Annotated in this window: 22 protein-coding genes and 1 tRNA gene; 8 read left to right on the forward strand and 15 right to left on the reverse strand. The window is 62.6% G+C overall.

Translation table 11 applies throughout. The features are described from left to right. Window positions 1–12 precede the first annotated feature (12 nt). Window positions 13–945: an IS5-like element ISPpa3 family transposase gene (locus JHW40_RS01335; RefSeq protein ID WP_026155396.1), complete on the forward strand. Its 933-nt coding sequence runs from the start codon at window positions 13–15 to the stop codon at window positions 943–945. A 400-nt stretch (window positions 946–1345) separates the two neighbouring features. On the opposite strand, the gene JHW40_RS01340 is transcribed toward JHW40_RS01335, so the two are convergent. From JHW40_RS01340 to JHW40_RS01400, 13 genes are all read right to left on the reverse strand, one after another. Further along, window positions 1346–1639: a hypothetical protein gene (locus JHW40_RS01340; RefSeq protein WP_139208316.1), complete on the reverse strand. Its 294-nt coding sequence runs from the start codon at window positions 1637–1639 to the stop codon at window positions 1346–1348. A gap of 30 nt (window positions 1640–1669) precedes the next feature. After that, on the reverse strand, window positions 1670–2104 hold the full coding sequence (locus JHW40_RS01345) for a hypothetical protein (protein WP_090618047.1): 435 nt from the start codon (window positions 2102–2104) through the stop codon (window positions 1670–1672). A 10-nt stretch (window positions 2105–2114) separates the two neighbouring features. Continuing rightward, on the reverse strand, window positions 2115–4337 hold the full coding sequence (locus tag JHW40_RS01350) for a hypothetical protein (protein ID WP_090618045.1): 2223 nt from the start codon (window positions 4335–4337) through the stop codon (window positions 2115–2117). 15 nt (window positions 4338–4352) lie between these two features. Then, on the reverse strand, window positions 4353–6548 hold the full coding sequence (locus JHW40_RS01355) for a phage tail protein (protein ID WP_170852001.1): 2196 nt from the start codon (window positions 6546–6548) through the stop codon (window positions 4353–4355). A gap of 10 nt (window positions 6549–6558) precedes the next feature. Next, complete coding sequence (locus JHW40_RS01360; RefSeq protein ID WP_272848964.1) at window positions 6559–7974, reverse strand: IS4 family transposase; 1416 nt, start codon at window positions 7972–7974, stop codon at window positions 6559–6561. A gap of 126 nt (window positions 7975–8100) precedes the next feature. Beyond that, entirely contained in the window at window positions 8101–8451 is a 351-nt protein-coding gene (locus tag JHW40_RS01365) for a DUF6950 family protein (RefSeq protein WP_419182455.1), read from the reverse strand. Between the two features lie 33 nt (window positions 8452–8484). Further along, window positions 8485–10050: an IS66 family transposase gene (gene tnpC / locus JHW40_RS01370; RefSeq protein WP_272849022.1), complete on the reverse strand. Its 1566-nt coding sequence runs from the start codon at window positions 10048–10050 to the stop codon at window positions 8485–8487. 68 nt (window positions 10051–10118) lie between these two features. Then, window positions 10119–10472, reverse strand: a complete 354-nt coding sequence (gene tnpB, locus JHW40_RS01375; RefSeq protein WP_119752217.1) for an IS66 family insertion sequence element accessory protein TnpB — start codon at window positions 10470–10472, stop codon at window positions 10119–10121. Further along, window positions 10472–10888, reverse strand: a complete 417-nt coding sequence (tnpA, locus tag JHW40_RS01380; RefSeq protein WP_119752218.1) for an IS66-like element accessory protein TnpA — start codon at window positions 10886–10888, stop codon at window positions 10472–10474. Before tnpA ends, tnpB begins: the two co-directional genes overlap by 1 nt. A 259-nt stretch (window positions 10889–11147) precedes the next feature. Beyond that, window positions 11148–12398 (reverse strand): Hint domain-containing protein, encoded by a 1251-nt coding sequence (locus tag JHW40_RS01385; RefSeq protein ID WP_244519313.1) that lies wholly within the window; start codon window positions 12396–12398, stop codon window positions 11148–11150. Window positions 12399–12623: 225 nt separating this feature from the next. Next, complete coding sequence (locus tag JHW40_RS01390; protein WP_090616118.1) at window positions 12624–13217, reverse strand: hypothetical protein; 594 nt, start codon at window positions 13215–13217, stop codon at window positions 12624–12626. Then, the gene (locus tag JHW40_RS01395) at window positions 13208–13993 is read right to left on the reverse strand and encodes a hypothetical protein (protein WP_090616115.1); all 786 of its coding nucleotides are present in this window, start codon (window positions 13991–13993) and stop codon (window positions 13208–13210) included. The genes JHW40_RS01390 and JHW40_RS01395 overlap by 10 nt, the downstream gene beginning before the upstream one ends. Further along, window positions 13993–14154 (reverse strand): hypothetical protein, encoded by a 162-nt coding sequence (locus JHW40_RS01400; protein WP_170851921.1) that lies wholly within the window; start codon window positions 14152–14154, stop codon window positions 13993–13995. Before JHW40_RS01400 ends, JHW40_RS01395 begins: the two co-directional genes overlap by 1 nt. A gap of 32 nt (window positions 14155–14186) precedes the next feature. On the opposite strand from JHW40_RS01400, the gene JHW40_RS01405 reads away from it, so the two are divergent. From JHW40_RS01405 to JHW40_RS01420, 4 genes are all read left to right on the forward strand, one after another. Then, entirely contained in the window at window positions 14187–14348 is a 162-nt protein-coding gene (locus JHW40_RS01405; protein ID WP_170851920.1) for a hypothetical protein, read from the forward strand. Next, window positions 14348–14623, forward strand: coding sequence for a hypothetical protein (locus tag JHW40_RS01410; protein ID WP_090616111.1), 276 nt, complete (start codon window positions 14348–14350; stop codon window positions 14621–14623). The genes JHW40_RS01405 and JHW40_RS01410 overlap by 1 nt, the downstream gene beginning before the upstream one ends. Before the next feature lie 11 nt (window positions 14624–14634). Further along, a complete protein-coding gene (locus JHW40_RS01415; protein WP_090616107.1) occupies window positions 14635–14850 on the forward strand; it encodes a hypothetical protein in 216 nt (71 codons plus the stop codon). Between the two features lie 126 nt (window positions 14851–14976). Then, a complete protein-coding gene (locus JHW40_RS01420) occupies window positions 14977–15828 on the forward strand; it encodes a site-specific integrase (RefSeq protein ID WP_090616104.1) in 852 nt (283 codons plus the stop codon). A 76-nt stretch (window positions 15829–15904) separates the two neighbouring features. On the opposite strand, the gene JHW40_RS01425 is transcribed toward JHW40_RS01420, so the two are convergent. Then, window positions 15905–15981: transfer RNA gene (locus JHW40_RS01425), tRNA-Arg, on the reverse strand. Between the two features lie 61 nt (window positions 15982–16042). Further along, on the reverse strand, window positions 16043–17464 hold the full coding sequence (locus JHW40_RS01430) for a sensor histidine kinase (protein WP_090616101.1): 1422 nt from the start codon (window positions 17462–17464) through the stop codon (window positions 16043–16045). Window positions 17465–17732: 268 nt separating this feature from the next. Here JHW40_RS01430 and rpmH point away from each other — a divergent pair, with 268 nt between their 5' ends. From rpmH to yidD, 3 genes are all read left to right on the forward strand, one after another. Next, complete coding sequence (gene rpmH / locus JHW40_RS01435; RefSeq protein ID WP_090616098.1) at window positions 17733–17867, forward strand: 50S ribosomal protein L34; 135 nt, start codon at window positions 17733–17735, stop codon at window positions 17865–17867. Between the two features lie 92 nt (window positions 17868–17959). Next, window positions 17960–18337, forward strand: a complete 378-nt coding sequence (rnpA, locus tag JHW40_RS01440) for a ribonuclease P protein component (RefSeq protein ID WP_090616133.1) — start codon at window positions 17960–17962, stop codon at window positions 18335–18337. Further along, window positions 18334–18579: a membrane protein insertion efficiency factor YidD gene (gene yidD, locus JHW40_RS01445; protein WP_090616096.1), complete on the forward strand. Its 246-nt coding sequence runs from the start codon at window positions 18334–18336 to the stop codon at window positions 18577–18579. Before rnpA ends, yidD begins: the two co-directional genes overlap by 4 nt. Window positions 18580–18590: the final 11 nt, after the last annotated feature.

Genomic DNA, 18590 nt, shown 5'->3' on the forward strand with positions numbered 1-18590 from the left:
TAAGGGGCGAGTATGAGCAAGCCTGAGCCGACCCGCTACCGCACGATGAACTGGAAGTCCTACAACGATGCCTTGAAGCGGCGCGGGTCCCTTCTGATCTGGCTGGACAAGGACATGGTTTGGCGCGCACCCAAATCCGGATGCAATGGTCGGCCGCCGGTCTTCTCTGATGCCGCGATCCAGTTCTGCTTGATGGTGAAGGTTCTGTTCGGCCTGCCTCTGCGGCAAACGACAGGGATGGTGGCGAGCATCCTTTCGATGGCCGGGCTCGACTGGCGGGTGCCCGATTTCTCGACCCTGAGCCGCAGGCAGAAGCGCATCACGGTTCAGATCACGAGCCGCCGTGCGCCGGGGCCGCTGAACCTGCTGGTGGACAGCACCGGGATCAAGTTTCTTGGTGATGGGGAATGGCTTGCCCGCAAGCATGGCCCGCATCGCCGACGCCAATATCGTAAGGTTCATCTGGCGATGGACACGGCTACAGGTGACATCCGCGCCGTCGAATTCACCTCAAGCCGTGAAGGCGACAGCCCTGTTCTGCCCGACCTGCTCAACCAGATCCCAGAGGATGAACAGATCGGCACCGTCACCGGCGACGGTGCCTTTGACACCCGACGCTGCCACACCGCGATCCTGGATCGAGGCGGCACCGCCATCATCCCGATCCGGAGGAATGGCCGTCTCTGGAAGGAGGATTGCCCCGCAGCCAGGGCGCGCAACGAGATCCTCCGGGCAACCCAGCGCTTGGGCAGGGCCATATGGAAGCGCTGGTCAGGTTATCACGTCCGAAGCAGGATCGAGGCAAGGATGCGCTGCCTCAAGGCCTTCGGTGAACGCATCTCATCACGAGACCCGGACCGCCAGACCGCCGAAATCCATATCCGCATCGCCCTCATGAACCGCTTCAATGCCCTCGGATCCGCCGAGATCAAACGCGTGGCATGAACTCAACGCGGAAAGGGAAAACTGCGCTCACACACTGACTTCTGCAACAACGCCCATCCGCTTCATCCTCGGCATCATCGTGGTCGTTAACAGACCACTTCAGATGCAGGGCGCGGCATAACCGCGTTGTTCAGAACCGACGATGTAGCCGGTTTCCGCCGATTTTTCTGTTCGAGCGCAAGTGCTGCAAGCAGACGGGGGAATCGATGTGCCAGAACCGCCCAACTGACGCTTGGGCGTCATTCTCAAAGTGCGGCGCCACGATCCTTTTTTCTGATCGCCACCTCGCAACATTCGCGGGGGATGGCGATCATGATTTCTGGCATTGTCGTCGATGCAACGACCCGGAATGGCAGTCGCTCTCGCCTCTTGATGCCTTGCGCGATCTGGCGAAACGGCCTTAGCTGATCCCGTATTTGCCCAGCAGGAATGCCTCCATGCGGCGTCGATAACCGGCATTCTCGGCCAGCCCGAGATCGGTCGCGAGAACGCCGCTCATGCCAATATTTATGCGGGAGGCATAGTGCCAATACCATTGTCCTGCCGCCGTGCCATCTGTCATCCGCGCGTCAATATTTCCACGGGCGACCTCCTCTCCATCCAGCCAGATGCTGGCACCGTGGGCGGAGCCGCAGAACATGACCAGTGCCGGACGCCCCACCAAGCTGCCGCTGGGTAGAGCATAGGTCAGCAAGATATTATCGGACCCAGAGACCCCGCCGCTTCAGATCGTGAGGGCGGTGGCCGTGTTATTCAGTCCCATCCGCACCGACTTTCTTGTCGGGTCGGCCTGATCGGTTACGGAGCGGGCCAGAAGCTTGTCGCCAGCACTCTCCGTGACCTCCACCACCGCAAATACAGTCCAGAAGGGCCGGGGAAATTGGCTGGAGGGCAACATCCGTCTGGGGGTCCCGTCCGGAATGCTAAATGCAGGCTGTCCGTTGATGACCCCATATGACAGCGATGCGCTATCGATCGGCACAACGCTATTAGCCCGCGTCCGATCCAGCGTCGATCCGCCAGACGGATAGTCGGGATCGGTGAAGATTTCCCATCCGGGAACACCGCCCATGGCGGCACCCTCGGGCGTGCGGGTGATCTGCGGCAAGGCGGCATCAGGTGCGATGGCGATTCCGGGGTGATTGATGATAGGGCGCATGCACTGATCCTCAGTTTACGGTGACGGTGATATCTTGATGGCAGGCCCAATTGCGGAGTGGCCGGCCGTCAAAGAGTGAAATGTCGGGCGCAGAGTCGCGGACATTTCCGCGCGGAATGGTCGCTTCTTCGCGGGGTGTGCCGTCATGCCCCAGCGAGGCATAAAGCACCTGCTCGGATGTCCCGCTCGGAGCCGACGCCAGAGTCAGCGTGATCTGGGCCGGGCCGGTGACAGCGGCGCTGGCGATCGCGATCGACCCGGTGCTGTCCTGATAGCGAAATCCTGCCACGTCCCGCTCTGGCACGGTCACAGTGTCGATGACCAGCGGCGCGACCGGCACCTCGTAATCGATCACGACGCTGGTGCCGGTGCGCGTGGCGGACAGCATCTGCGTGATCGATGATTTGCCTTGCGAGGACCACAGCACCTGCCGCCATGCGCGGGCCAGATACTCGCCAGACACAAAATATCCCGGCCCGGTCATATGAACGAAATCGGTGTGGTAGAGGTCAGCGAACGGATAATCCGGGCCGCAGAGATTAATGTGCGGATTGGCATTATGTGCATCCAGCATGCGGCGAGAAGCATTCCCCGGACCGGAAAAGCTGCTGGTCTGTGCCACAACGAATTTGACCGTCGCATCCTGACCGGTGATCGCTTTGACATCGTCATCAACATCAGACTGCCATTCGGTCAGCATCTGGTCATAGATATTGCTGGTCGCGTCACCCTCTCCGTGCCTGACCACGCATCCGTCCACTATGACCCGCCATCCCTGCGCCTCGGCAAGCGCCTGTGCGCGCTGGAGCGCCAGCAGCATATTGGTGTAGGTCTGGGTGCCCTTTTTCAGACTATTGTAAGGGGTCCCGCCCATCGCTGCGGTAAAGGCGAGCATGCGGTGCCGCGCATTCAGCGCCTTGGCCTGCGCCTGCAAAGCCCGACAAAGCGCCTCTATCGGCGTCTCGCCCCGCGATCCAGCACCTTGCCCGACACGAGCAACAAGCGGCTCGAAGCCGATCAGGTCATCGGGATCGAGCGCCGGTGCGCCGTCGCCATCCGAAGTCACGAGACCCATGCGCACATCCGACAGCCCGTCACCGCGCCTGAACATCATCACCCAGTCCGGCCAATTCTGCTCGGTCGAAACCAGAGACGATGCCGAGGTCGAGCCGACCATCAGAGACTGACCGAGGCCGATCATGACATGCAGAACCTGCTGTTGATCGGGCACCAACAGCCCGGCGCCAGCAGCCACCACCCGAGACGGACCAAGCGCCGGCCAGTCGATGATCGCACGCACTGATGCAGGCGATCCACCGTCAAGGGCCAGCGCCTGATAGCTGCCAAGGGGCGCCGCAACCTCATCCGTCGCACCCACGGCTCGCAGGTCGGTGCCATCGACATAGCCGATCAGGGGGCTGCCAGCAGACGGGCCACCGCTGCCGATGGGATTTCCGTCTGCGTCGATCAGCATCAGCGCCCGATCACCCGCCGCCAGCACATAGGACCAATCATCGGCATAGCCGTGAAATTCGGAATCGACCGCCGGAACAACCTGACCCGTGCCATCGACGCGGATCAGGGTGTTGTCGCCAGTGGTCAGCGCCGCCTGCCACCCCTCATCGTAGCCGTGAAATTCGGCTTCGCCCGGCAGCAGAAACCGAGCGTCCTGATCGACCAGCGCGTAGGCCTCGCCGTTGATCATCAGCGGAGTGAATTGCCGATCTTCCGGGCCACTGTGAAACTCTGCGTCTTGCATGGCCCCGACGGTTGCCAGTTCGATGGACGCTTCGTCCCCTTCGACACGGGATTGCGCTTCCGCATCAAGACCAAGCGCCAGAGCGTCATCCGCAGCCTCCCGCTGAGCCGCTTCGGCGGTCAGTTCGGCAACGTCCGCCTTGTCATCGAGCAAAGCAGCACTCGGCACCCGCAGCATCACCCCCCAGCGAGGCGCGGTCGCGAACAGTGGATCATCTGCGGTCAGTCCCGGCGCACGATAGACGATGTAATCGCCCTCGCGTGTGGCGATCATGCCCAGAGTGTTGGGCAATGCAGCCTGCCCGGCGCTGACGGCGGCGGCGCGGGTGTGGAAGGATTTGGCGGTATTGGTCTGAAACGCATCATACACTTCATCCACAAACGCCTGAACCGCCGCTTCCAGCGCCTGTTCGGTCGAATACTGGTTCGGTGCCGAGCCATAGGTCGGCAGATTGAAGGTGGCCGGTGCGGGCATGTGTCCCTCTCGATGTCAGGCTGTGGTTGCGCTGGCGCTGTCGGTGAAACCGGACAGGTTCCCAAACTGGTCGCGAGCGCGCGCGAAATAGTATCGGGTGGTGGCGCTGCTCAGACCGGTTTCGGACCGCGTGACCGACACGGATGCGCCGGCGGCAACGGTCCAGAGCAGCTCGGCCGTCAGTGAAGTGTTCACGTCATTGCCGTAGATCAGCAGATGCCGGGCGTTGTTGTCGCTGGCCTGGGTGGTGGTGATATTGATCCGGTTTGCACTCTGGGCTGTGGCCGTGATCGCGGCAGGGACGGCAACCGCGGACGATGGTCCTGCCGCGATTATCGGATCTGATGTGATCCAGTCGGATTCGCCATAGATGCCGATCGAGCGCACCCGGATCTGGTATTCAGCGCCGATCACCACGAACTGCAGCGGGACCGTAAACACGCCCAGTTCGTCCGCCGCATCCAGCGGCAGCTTGCCACCGGGCCGGATTGCAAGCGTGAAGTTCAGCAGGCTATGCTCGATCCATTCATACTCATAGCCAGTGACCGATGCCGAGGTAGATCCGTTCCACGCCGCGATCACACCCGGAATGACCGTGTCGCCGCTTTGCTGAGCCGCAGCCGTGCCAGTCGTCATCACGATCGCTGGTGGTGGCTGGACGCGACCAATGCCACCATCGAAAGCGCCCGGCATGACATCCTGTTCATCCGTGGCCGGGTTCCAGGCAAAGACCGCGTCCGAGCTTTCGGCCAATGTCACCGGCAGGCGGATGGTGATCGATTCATCATCGTTGATGCCTGCGGTCGGGGCGATACTCTCGACTTCGTATTTCCCCTGCCACGATCCATAGGGCGCGCCCAGATCAACGTCGCAGACAGATCCGGCCACCAGATCGAAGCAATCGGGGAACAGCTCGCCGCTGATCCTGCGCTGCAACCGGCTGCGTTCCACCGCAATCTTTGCCAAGCGCCCGGCCTGCCGGTAATCGGTCACGAAATCCAGATCGAGTTGCAGGCGCTTGGCCACGCCGCCATCGGCAGCCTGTGCGCCCGGCACGACATAGACCGGGGTCTCGGCGCTTTCATAGGCGCGGTCGGGGGCCGGATAGCGGGCGACAGCCTCGGTATAGAGGTCATCCGATGATCCCCAGCGCACCAGATCCAGCGGCTGGCCATCGGTGAAATCGGTGATCGTCCTGACACTGGCGCGAGGCGTGGCCGGGATGATGCCCAGCCTGCCGCCGATCCGGGTCAGACGCGATCCGCCCGCTGCCAACAGTGGCTCCAGCTGATCCTCCAGCTCGGCGCCGTCGCTGAACACCAGCACCCCGTCGCAGCGATAACACGGGATGGTGCCGCCGACCTTGACCGGCACGGTCTGATCCGCAACATCCGCCGCCCAGGAAAATGTGTCGAGACGCAGATAGCGATCATCATAGGGCCGCACCGGGTTGTTGCGCAGCGCATCCAGAACGATCAGCGCCTGATTGCGCGAGAAACTGGCCGCCCCGCCGCTGCGCGGATCCTCGACCAGCGACCAGTTGCCATCGACGTTCAGTTCGGGCGGGCTGGCAGGCCAGCGTTCCCGCGCGCTTTCGTCGGGGCCGAATTCCAGCCGCGCCCAAAGAACCGTGCGGCCCCGCCATGCATCCGAGGCAGTGAAATACCCATCCGTTTCACTGACGATCCGCGCCGGGCATGTGGTCTGGTCACCCCTGCCGATCCAATAGGTGGCATGGGAGGCGAAACCACCGGGCCAGCTGAAGGGCGAATTGGTTGCCCGTGCCCCGCCATTCACCCCGAAATCGAACTCATTGCCGTCTTTCTCGACCTGCCGCTTGTCGAAGAGGACGGTGAACGGCCCCGCCGATGGCCGACTGTTCAGCAGGTAGCAGATATAGAGCACACGCCCGACCACCTTGAAGCCGACCGGCGTGCCGGGTGCCCAGGTCTTGCCATAGACAAAGCGATAGGCGGGCAGCGATGTCGGGCGGGTCAGTTCGGCCCGGACGGCCTCTTGCTTTGGTTTGCCGCGCAGCTTCTGGGCAATCAGGTTGATGCCGACCGAGATCGCCATGGTGACCACGCCCGCGACAACGGCAAAGGCGGCGGTCCCGGCGCTGAGACCGATCGCGGAAGCGACCCAGACGCCGACCGGTGCCGCCTCGGCCGGTTCGGCCATGGAAAAGCCGACCAGCGCAGTGGTGATCATCAGCTTGCAGTTACCCATATGTCTCGGATGATGGTGTTTCGGCGATGCGAGCGCCTTCGACAAGATCGGCGAGGCGGGAGAGGCCGCGCCATATGACGGTGGTTCCTGGTGGCGCATCGGAGGTCCGATCGAGATAGCCGCCGAGCCGCGCGACGAGTCTGACATAGAAATCGAGGTCACGCGGAAGCTTTTGCTTGCTCTCGGGCGCTGTGCGCTCGAGCAGTTGGCGTTCGGCGTCGGTGAAGACGGCAGCAGGCGATGCTTTCGGCACCTCTCGGCCGAGCATCGTCATCCATGACACGCGCCAGGACACGACGCAGCACAACGCGATACAGTTTGCCAGTCGATCAGCCGTGGCCAGGCGCAGCTCTTCGATCCGGCACCCGGTCTTCAGGGTCCGGAAGAATGTCTCGATCTTCCAGCGCAGCGCATACCATTGGAGCTTGTGGATTGCGTCCGCGTGGGTCGCCACCGGCAAGTTCGTGATCAGCTTCCAGAAGACGGGCACCCGGCCTTCCGGCGGGTCAAGCTCCTCGGCATGGATGATCTGAAGATTCTGATGCCGGTATTTCCGCTGCTTTCCGATCGGCGGGCGGACCGTCATTGTAGCGTGCCGGACCGAGAGCACGGCGCAATGATCCTTGCCCTGCGCATCGCGGAACCGGACCTCGTGGGTGCCGCTGGACTGCACCTCTGCCATCACCTTGGCAATGGTCGTGCCGCCATCCTCCGCCAGACGGTCGACGCAGCTGCGGACGAGGAACCCGGTCCCGAGTTCTTCGGACAGGCAGTAGAGTTCGTATATGTCGCTTTCCCGATCACCGATATGCACGCAGCGCTCTGGCACCCCTGTCAGTTCGGTGGACAGGCGCAGATTGTCGAGCCAGCGCATGCTTTCCTTCTGTTCGATCGGCACCCGGGTCGGATTGATCTTCCGTTTAAGAGCGGCGGTTCCCTTGAACTTGCTGCGCGACCAGAACTTGGCCGCCGTCAGGCCGAGCGGCAGCCCATCCGGCGTGATGGCCATGCTGGCATGCATCAAAAGCCCGCAGACCGCATGTTTCTGATAGCGACCTTCCTTCAGTTTGCGTCCAGTCGACACCGTCGTGAACCCCACCTTCTCCGGAGCCGAACGCTTGAAGGAGAATTCCGTGGTGTCCTGCAGGATCAGGATGGGACCATCGGTTGCCCGGATGCGCAGGGCAGAGGCAGCGAAATGGCCCTCGAGGATCTTGTCCTCGCTGACATTGCCGTTAGCAAAGAAGCGGTAGGCGGCCTTGGTATTCGACCAGTCCTGGAATGCCGTCGGCAGCGATTTTCCCGGCCGTTCCCCGAGGGCCTCGAGCATTGCCTCAAGCCGCCTGTTCAGCCTGACATCTCCCAGATCGCATCCGGCCGTTTCCGTTTCCACCCAACTCTGTCCCATGTCTGCACCTCAATTATTCGGTGCCACATGACGAATCATGATCGCTTGTGCTCAGGCAAGGCCAAGTCTGGTGGGTGAATCAATTCGCCGCACCACTTGTGGGTAACTGCAAGGATCATCAGCAGTTTACGCATGCCAGCCCTTGTCGGCGCATCGCAGGATCGCGAAGCCGTTTGGTGATTTTCCGGCCCAGAAGCCCGGCTCAATACAGATCAGGATCGACGGGCGCCCCGATGGTGCGGAAGGCGTGACGATCGCCAGCCCGCCGACGGCGTGGCCTTCCCGCAGGCCCGCACGGCGGGTCAGATCATCTGCCAGCGCGGCAAGACCACCGGGACGGGCCATCAGCTGCGCGGCCTCGCGCGCGCCGTGATAGCCGCGCACCGGCGCCATGGGATCGAATCCCCACAGCGCCGCGAACACATCACATGCGGCGGTGCAGCAGTCGCACCGCCCCCATTCGAACGGGCGCGACATGACGCGTTCGACCGTAAGCGCGACGTTGCGGCCCTATGCTGCGAGGCTTGACGGCTGGTTGAAGCGCCATGGCATGAGGTCTTCGATACCGCTTTGTGGGTGACCGTCGAGGATGGCGCGCAGTGTGGCGGCGAGATGGTCGACCGGGTTCACGTCGGACATCTTGCAGGTAGCGACCAGCGAGGCGAGCATAGCCCAGTTTTCGGCGCCGACTTCATTCCCGGCGAAGAGTGCATTTTTTCTTGTCAGGGCAATCGGCCTGATCTGGTTCTCGACCGGGTTGGTGTCGAGTTCCAGCATGCCGTGCTCGAGGAAGCGGATCAGTCCGGGCCAGTGCGCGAGGGAGTAGCGGATGTCTTCGGCAAGCTGGGATTTCTGCGGTATGCGCGAGAGTTGGGCTTCCAGCCAGGGTTTCAGCGCCGCGATGATCGGGGCCGAATGCTCACGCCGGGCAGCAAGGCGCATAGCGGCCTCCTTGCTCCGCACGGACTTCTCGATCTGATAAAGCAGCGCGATCTGGCGCAGCATTTCCTCGGCAATGGGTGAACCATCGCTCTCGAAGCGCTTTACGAAGCGGCGGCGGACATGGGTCCAGCAATAGACCAGTTGCCACGGGCCATTGTCGCGCGCGATCTCGGTCATCGCGTTGTAGGACTGGTAGGCGTCGCATTGCAGGAAGCGGCCGTGGTATCCGGCGAGGAAGTTCAGCGGATGCGCCTTACCCCGGCCAGGGGCATAGTGGAAGAGCACGATGGGTGGGCCAGCCCCGCCATGGCCGCGATCATCGGATACGACGGCCCAGAAGAATCCGCTCTTGGTGCGTTTCAGGCCCGGTTCCAGCACCGGCGCGCGGGTTTCATCCACGAAGATGCGGTCTGCGCCACGCAGATGGGCACGCATCTGGTTGATGACGGGCATCAGGTGGAAACAGGCGCGCCCGACCCAGTTGCCGAGTGTGCCGCGGTCCAGATCGATCCCTTGCCGCTTGAAGATCTCGGCCTGCCGATAAAACGGCAGGTGGTCACCGAACTTCGAGACGATAATCCAGGCGATGAAGAGTTCCGTGGGCAGCCCGCCGGGCACGACATGCTCGGGGGCATGGGCCTGCGCGACAGCTTGCGAGCAACGGCGGCAGGCGTATTTCGGGCGCCGCGTGACCAGCACCCGGAACTGGGCGGGGATCACGTCGAGACGTTCGGACACGTCTTCCCCGATCCTGGACATCTCGCCGCAACCGCAGGGACAGAGCGTGCTGGCAGGCTCGATCACGCGCTCAACCCGAGGCAGATGGGACGGCAGATGCCCGCGGTTGCGCTTGGGCTTGCGGGGTGTTTCCCCGCGCGCCCGCTGCATCGCCGCTTCGGCCTTTTCTTGTGCTGCCTCGAGCACACCTTGAGCAAATTCGGCATCTTCCAGGGGCAGGTTGAACTGGTCGGGCGAGAGCTTTTCGGAGCGCTTGCCGAATTTCTCGCGCTGCGCCGCGTGCAGGATATCCTGCAGCCGCCGATTGGCCTCTTGCGTCTCGGCCAGCGTCGCCTCCACCTCGGCGAGGCGGGCCTTCAGCAGGGCGTTTTCGCGCGCAAGATCAGCTGTTTCCATGGCGGGAAGTGAATCACAGGATGCCCTTGCAGGCCAGCAAAAACAGGCGTTTCGACGCAGCCTGCCAGTCACCCCGCCGCCAGCGGGCGCCGCGCCCGTTCGGGTCGGACCAGCCGCCAATCCACGCCCTCAAACAGCGCTGCAAACTGCGCTCCGGACATGCGCATGACCCCGTCGCGCACCTGTGGCCAGACGAACTTGCCGCCCTCGAGCCGCTTGTGAACCAGCACCATCCCGGTCTGATCCCAGATCAAGAGCTTGATCCGATCCGCCCGCTTCGCTCGGAACACAAAGGCGGCTCCGCAGAACGGGTCCATCCCGAACATCTCCTGCACCGCCAGTGCCAGACCGTCGATCCCCTTGCGAAAGTCGACAGGCCGGGTCGCCACGAAGACCTTCACCGGGCCGCCCTGGCCGAACATCACGACGCCGCTGCCCGTGCCGCGCGGATTGCCCGGGTCAGTTGGCCCTCGTCGACACCAGGACCCGCGCGGATGACGATGTCGCCCACCACGATTTCGAGATCAGACCCGGGGACGGCCGCCGAAGCCTCAGTCGCGCTGTCATCAACCACCAGTTCCGCGAAGAACGGCAAGGCCGCCACGCTTTCGGGCACCACCAAATTACCTTTGCGTATCTGCTTGCGCCAATCGTAAATCTGCCAGCGGGTCGTGCCGTGCTTGCGCGCAGTATCTGCGACCGTCACCCCGGGCATCATGCTCTCCGCCGCGATCCGCGCCCGCTCTGCCTTCGTCCGCCGCCGACGACCGCTTGGCCCCCCGATCACCTCAAGCCGCGAGACCCCGACGCCTATAGAGCCGTCCAATTGGACGCCCATTTTGCCGTCTCTCTCCAAATCCAAAACCTCCGCCGCACATGTGCGTGGAGAATGAAGGCATCAACTCAAAAATGGCAGGAGGGGATCGGCGTCGCGCTTACGTTCGACCTCGGACATGACGTGAGCCGGAGTTTTCGCCAAGCTGCGCTCCAAATAACAAGGCCCCGAAGCCTGCCCGAATGAGCCTGCCGCGGAGCCAATGAAGAAGGCCGGAGCTTTGCCCCGGCCTTGTATTTGTCGTTGATCTAATCGCTCTGGATCAGTTGACCACAGCCTGTTTGTTCTGCATCAGCCGCATTGACAGTTTGCGTGCCTGCCTACCCGAAGGAATGGTCCGCGCCGCCTCTGCAATTGCGCCAACTTCTTCAAGCATGGGGAACAACTCAAGGATTTCTGCGCGGGCGGCCTCGCCAACCGCTTCAAGAGCTTGTGGGCCCGTGAACAGGCTTTCGGTTTCGGCACCGTTCGATACGATCACCTGGTGCTTGTCGAACAGAATGTGGACATATTCCACAGACGCCACGCCGTCGTCATAATCGATACCATCCAGCTGCAACAGCTGCTTGGCAGCGACCAGAACCTCGACCGTTCCAAACATACGCTGCGCAATGCGCGAGCGGACCAGAATGCGGTGCTGTGGTGAAACGAGCAGGTCAGAACTCGGAACATCCTCGCCCAATGCGCCTGCCTTGATCCGGATCGGGCGAAGGTTCGGTTTGCGGCTCAACGTGACGGCGGGGATTCTGGCAGTGCCGATCCATCGGATCGGTTGGTAGCCTTCATCCTTGGTCAACACCATGTCCCCGATCTCGAGATCCTCGACTGCAACCGGCCCGTTCTGCGTTTCGATCATCGTGCCTGCGGCAAAGCAGGTAAACTGACCTTCCGGAATGTCGAAAGTTCCGTCGGGATTGTAGGACATGTTCTGGATGGCGGCATCCAGGGTGCTCTGAACGGCATTCATGGCCAAATCAGTGATCTGGTTTGTGAGAGCGCCGATCAAGGGAATATCTCCGATGGTGTCGGCCAATGCATCTTCCAACCCTGAAATCGGCACAGTGATCGTTGGAGCGTTCAGCCCAAGCAGGCTGAAGTCAACCGTGACACTGAGGTGATCTTCGTCCAGCGGTTCGTCGGAAACAAAATATACGTTTCCCTCGGCATCGGACATGATGCTGCCGGTCACGGGATTCAGCGTAACGTTCAAAGAGCCAAAATCTGCGGGGATGGGAGGAAAAAGCGGGTTGGTAAGTGTTACCCCTGCATTCGCATTCGACGTCGTCGCCTCTCCACCGTAGGTCAGGTTCTGTAGGGGGTTCTCGTTTTCGTCGAGTAGCGAAACGCCCTCCCCACGCTCCAAAGTATCGTCGCCACCGACCCCAACATCGAAGAAGCTGAATTCTGTCGAATCTGGCAATGTGTTCAACACGGTATTTTCACCAATCGAAAGTATTGGCGTGTCCAGATCCAGATCAAGCAGGGAGTCAGGTAGGGTAGTAAAGTAGGGCATTTTCCGTCCTTTTCAGAAGGTCGTGCAATCACGACATTTCGATGGACTCGTTACCGCAAACAGGCGCAAAATCGCTTATGCGCTCAGGCAAGAAGACGCCTAAATCAAACATTTGCAACCATTAGTTGCGCAACGTCACTCTTTTTAGTTGGTTTTCCTGTCAATCTTTGCTGATTCCGGTGTTCGCAAGAACCTGCCTCGTCAACCTTAGGTAGATTTTTCCGCTCACGGCTCTGGCCAGTAGGTCTTTTCTGCCAGCGACTGGGCGAACATCAGGTGGCGCCCGGCGGTGTCGGCCGGGTATTGCCGCGACTGATCCTCATGGCTGTGGGCAATGGCGGCCATCGAGCGATAGGAGGGACCGGTGGTGACGGTGACCCGCAGCCCGAACATGGTGACCGGCTGGCCGTTTTCGTCGGTGACCTCGACCGTCATGCCAAGCCCGTCTGCCGTACCGGTGGACACCTCGACCGCGCCGATCAGGCTGTTGCCGCCGCGCTCAGACACCTCGCCCATGTAGATCGAGGCATCGGCGCCCTTGATGGCGGTATCGGTATAGGCCTCAAGATCAGGGAAATCCGTGACCAGCATCATGGTGAACTCGGTCGGAATACCCGCGGCGGCCTCCTCGGGCACATCCACCGATCCGAACTTGCCGACGCCCAGCCAGGTCTGTCCGTCCCAACTGATATTGCCACGGCCGCTATGGGCACGCAGCGGCGCGCCGGGCCAGTCGATATAAGCCAGAACCACCGGGTGGAAATATCCGCCCGAAATGGCGGTCATCAGGGCGGGCGGAACGTCTCGGGTCAGTTCCATGTGTTCGGCCTTTCGCTGAGACCGCCGACCTCTTCGGCAAAGACCTCGCGGAAATTCCACGTATAGGACCAGTCGCCCGAGATCGGCTGGACGGCGCGCGGCAGCGCACCATCGACCCGGAACACCGCCTCATCCTGACCTGCCATGCTGATGCGCCCATTCGATATCGACGGCATGCGATCCAGCTTCAGGGCCACTTCGCCAGCCGCATTGGTCACCGCCTCACGCATCAGCCGGGCCACTTCGCTGACCGAATCGTCGGCCAGATCATGGATCCGGATAAAGTCACCCGGCGCACCGACGCGCGTCCGGGCAGGCAGCCCCCAAGCCGGAAGCGTGGTCCATGCTCCGGACGCCGAAGGAACGCCCCCGCGCACGACGATGCCGCTATACCAGCGCAGAGGGTTGGGCCCCGGGCCAACCTGCCATGCCAGAGGGTTCGGGCCGCTGCCTGCCCGCCACGCAAGTGGCATGGAATTCATCGTCGCGCCCCGCCGCGCCAATTCATCCAGCCACCAGTTGATCGGCGAGGATTGCAGCCGGACGGCGTGGATGCCTCCGTCGAGAAGCTGTTTCAGCATCTCGCAATAGCCCGCGCCCATGCGCCCGGCGGCCAGCGCCGACACCGTGATCGTGGCGACCCGACGCCTCGGTTGCGAGGCCTGCATCTGATCCCGCCCGGTCAGTGCCGAACGCAGCCGGGCCACCGGAGCGATATGGGTCCATTCCGCCCCGACGACGCCGACCGGGGGCCAAGGATAGACGAATATCGCCATCAGAGACGCCCCCCGAAAGACTTGGTCTGGCGCATGGCCCGACCGGCACCCGCGACCGAATCCCTGACGATGGTCTGACGCGCCGACGACACAACGTTGCCCGCGATGTCATACATGGTCGCGGTCAGGTCCCCGGTCGATTGGTCGAAGCCGATCGACATATGGCCGTCACCCGTCCAGCTGGTGCTACCTAATGCGCTGGAAGCTGGACTTCACCGGCGAGGGAAGCCCACCGCAGCGCAATGCATGGTTCATCTGGGACCGGCGCGATCCGCGCGGGCGAACACAGGGCAAGGCAGACCCGGATTTCCGGTGGATGGACAGGATCGATGCACGACAGGAGGTGATGTTCTGATGGGCAAGCCAGCAAGTGACAGGACCTTCGATGCCGTGGCAGCCTACGGCTCCGAACACTGGATTGCTGCTCGTTTTGGTCGATCCCACGATTGGCTGAAGCGCGAGCGGCAGCGCCTCGAGGCCGAGGGCTTTCCGCCGCGCGACCCCCTTACAGGGTTTACGCTGAAAGCGGATGTTGATGCATGGCTTGCCAAGCGTCGGCGCGTTGCCGACCCTGCCGGTCGTCAGGATTTCCCTGACAGAATCGGCGGGGTCAATCTCGCCAAGCTTTAGGAGGAACCGCGATGGACTATCGCCCTGCCCTCTGGGACGGCAGCGATCCGCTGTACGCCCCAAACACAGCCAGAACCAAGGACTGGCTATACTGGAAGCCCACCAAAAAATTCGTGGATGCGGGCTTTCCGAAAACCCCAAGGCGGCTGCCGGGCCGTATCGGCGATGACAACGGTGAGATGCGCGCTCAACTCGCGCGAGAATACACGCGGGAAATGCTGCGCTGATTCGACAACGCAGAACCCAAGATCGAGCCGGGCACCTGGAAACACCTGATCGCGGCATATCTTACCGACGATTTCAGCCCGTTTCAGGACCTGAAGGAGAACACCAAGGTAGAATACCGCCGCAACATGACGCGCTGGGAAGAAGCGATCGGCACAGCCATGGTCCGCGATGGCACGCTGCCCGAGATCAAGGGCTGGCAGCGCGCCATGGCAACCAACGGCCGATCTACCGCCTATCAGAAGCGGCAGTTCACGGCGCTTCGCATCCTGATCAGCTATGGCGTGTCCGTTCATTTCGAGGGCGCAAAAGCAGTTGAGGATGTGCTGCGGAAGATCCGCGTGAAGGGCGTTCGCGCTAGGGCCGTCTCGCCGACCGAGGCGCAGATCACGGCCATTATCGCAGCCGCCGACGACGCCATGGATCATATGTTCGCCCTCGGCCTGTCGCTTCAGTGGTGGCTGACCTTGCGGGCGGTCGATGTGCGTGGTCAATGGCTGGCCGGGGATGTCGGCGGCATCAGGAAGAACGGCAAGTATTGGGCCGATGGCCTCACGTGGGACATGATCGACCGCGATCTGACCGTTCTGCGCAAGACGCCATCGAAGACCGAGGAGACCCTTCCCGACGAGCTGGTCTACGACCTGATGCTGGTCCCGGATCTCCGCAGGCGCCTGGCCGAGATCCCCAATGGAAGCCGGGTCGGGCCGGTGATCGTGCAGAGGAATGGCGTCCCCTATTCGAAGCGGAGATGGGCAACGCTGTTCGCGCGCTATCGGAAGGCGGCGCAGGTTCCAGATCATATCTGGTGCATGGACACTCGGGCGGGTGCGATCAACCACGCCAAGCGCGCTGGGGCGTCCCACATCGAGCTGCAGCACCAAGCGAACCATGCGCAGGCCTCGACCACGGATCGCTATATCCGCGAACGCAGCGAATCGGTGAACAAGGTGATCCAGCTGCGCACGAGAACTGGTTGAGAACAGATGAATCAACCGGCGTTTCAACCGCGTCTCAACCGCCCCGAAGGGCACTTGTCTAAGTATCTGGAAAATATGGCGGACCCGGAGCGATTCGAACGCCCGACCCCCAGATTCGTAGTCTGGTGCTCTATCCAGCTGAGCTACGGGTCCGTCGTAGGGCGGTGATCTATCCCTCTGCCTCGGGGGATGCAAGAGGGGATCGAGAAAAAATTCAGCGTGCCGCCGCGCCGTGGCGCAGGGGCATGATGCCGATGTCGCGCGGCAGGTGGATCATGAACTCGCTGCCCTCCTCGTCGCTGCGCAGCAGCTCCAGCCGGCCGCCATGGGCGCGGATCAGGTCGGCGGCGATGGACAGGCCCAGACCGGTGCCGCCCTTGCGGACGCTGCCGGTGAAGGGCTGGAACAGGTATTCGCGCGCCTTCTCGGGCAGGCCGGGGCCGGTATCGCCGACGCGCAGCCACCATTCACTGTCGGTTTCGCCTGCACCGATCTCGACCGTGCCGGGCTGGCCGGTGCCCTCGATCGCCTGCCTGGCATTGCGCGACAGGTTGGACAGCACCCGATACAGCTGGTCGCGATCGGCGCGGATGGTCAGGCTGGGCGGGATGTCGGTCAGGAACTCGACCCGGCCTGCGGCCTCTCCGGCAAGGGTTTCGGCCTCGATCACCTCGGTCACCAGTTGCGACAGGTTGAAGCGTGACAGAAGCGGCGCCGGTTCCTCGGCCTTGCCGAAGGCCAGCGTGGTTTCGCACAGATTGACCGCACGGCTGATCGAGTTGACCAGCTTTGGCGCGGCGCGGCGCACCTTGGGATCGGCGCTGTCCTCAAGCCGGTCGGCAAAGATCTGCGCCGTGGTCAGGATATTGCGCAGATCGTGGCTGATCTTGGCCACCGCCTGCCCCAGCTGGGCCATACGCTCCTTCTGCTTCAGCGAGGACGTGACGGTCTTCTGCATCGCCTCCAGCGCGGACTCGGCCTCGCGCAGTTCGGCCAGCCGCGCATCGGGGGTGATGATATGGCGCACATCGTCGGGCGATTTGGCATAGGCGGTGACATTGCTGATGACCCGGCGGATCGGCACCAGAATCAGCCGCTGCGCCGCAAGGTTCAGAAGGGTGGCGGTCAGGATCGCGAATGTCGCCGACAGCACCAGCAGGCGCAGCGCGAATTCGATCATGGCATCGCGCAGGGGTTCGGTCGGCATGGTGATCTCGATCAGCTGCCCGGCCTGATTGACCGGCGCCCCGATCACCCGGATCACCCGGTTTTCACTGTCCGCCAGCGTCCACAGCGCATCGCGGATGGCGCCGGGCATCCCGTCTTCGCGCAGGTCATGGGTCGCCGCGACCGGGCCGGGAATGGGCGAGGACAGCACCAGCTGCCGGATATCGTTCCGCCGCAGGACGACGTTGAAGACCCCCGCATTCTGCAGCAGTTCCGATTCCAGATCGCTGGCCAGCGAATCATCCGTTGCCAGCAGCGCCAGCGAGGCGATCTGCCCCCGCTCCAGCCGGGTTTCCAGATAGTCCAGCCGAAAGCTTGCCAGGGCCGGAAGCAGGATGAACAGTTCGGCCAGCAGGACAAATATGATCGTCACCGCCGCGAATCGGCCGGAAATCGTGTTCAGTCGCATGTCGCCCCGGTTGTGACGTCCTTTGGCCAGCTTTTCAGCCCCGAACTGCTGGATTGCACATCAAACGAATGTGATCGCACGGAAGTTCCCCTGTCTTTGCCCCTCTGCACGCCGTAAAGGAAATTCCATCCATTGCAGGTTGACGGCAAGGCCGGTCTGCACTATCCAGCCGACTTCAAATAACCGGCGTGCATGCGCGCAGGATGGGACGAGCTGTCCGATTCTGTGCCTTTTCGCCAACCGCAAGCTATCACCCGGAGACCTGACCATGAAGCGCACTTTCCAACCCTCGAACCTTGTTCGTGCGCGCCGTCACGGCTTTCGTGCCCGCATGGCCACCAAAGGCGGCCAGCGCGTGCTGAACGCCCGCCGCGCCAAGGGCCGCAAACGTCTGTCGGCCTGACCCCATCGGGCAGGGAAACCTGCCGATTCAAGGCTTTCGTGATGCCGTCATCGTCCCATCCCAATGCTGAACGCCAGCCGGGGGATGCGGTCATGACGGCGTTTGTCGTGGAAGATCCGGCCGGGCGAGAGAAGGCACACCCCCTGCCCGTCCTGCGCAAGCGCGCCGATTTCCTCGCCGCTGCCCGTGCGCGCCGTCAGGGAACCGCGGGCTTTCTGTTGCAGGCCCGCAACCGGGGCGACGATGGCCCGGCGCGTGTCGGCTTTACCTGCTCGAAAAAATTGGGCAATGCCGTCGCCCGCAACCGCGCCAAGCGCCGGCTGCGCGAGGTGGCAAGGCTGGGTCTGCCCGGACTTGCGCGCGCCGGTTGGGATTACGTCCTGATCGGGCGGCCACAAGCCACGGCCGGCCGCGATTTCGCCGATCTGTGCAACGATCTGGCCTTTGCCCTGCGCAAGGTTCATAAATGAGCCCGCTGGCGCATCTGTTGGCGCTGCCGGTCCGCGGCTATCGGCTGCTCTTTTCGCCCTGGGTGGGGCATGGCTGCCGGTTCCAGCCGACCTGTTCCGCCTATGCGCTGGAGGCGTTGGAGCGTCATGGCGCGTTTCGCGGCGGCTGGCTGGTGCTGCGGCGGATCGGGCGCTGTCATCCCTGGGGCGGGCACGGCTTCGACCCCGTTCCCGATAACAAGCAGCCGGACAAGACCCGCTGAAGGACCCCCGC

This window comes from Paracoccus alcaliphilus (assembly GCF_028553725.1).
GTDB lineage: Bacteria > Pseudomonadota > Alphaproteobacteria > Rhodobacterales > Rhodobacteraceae > Paracoccus > Paracoccus alcaliphilus.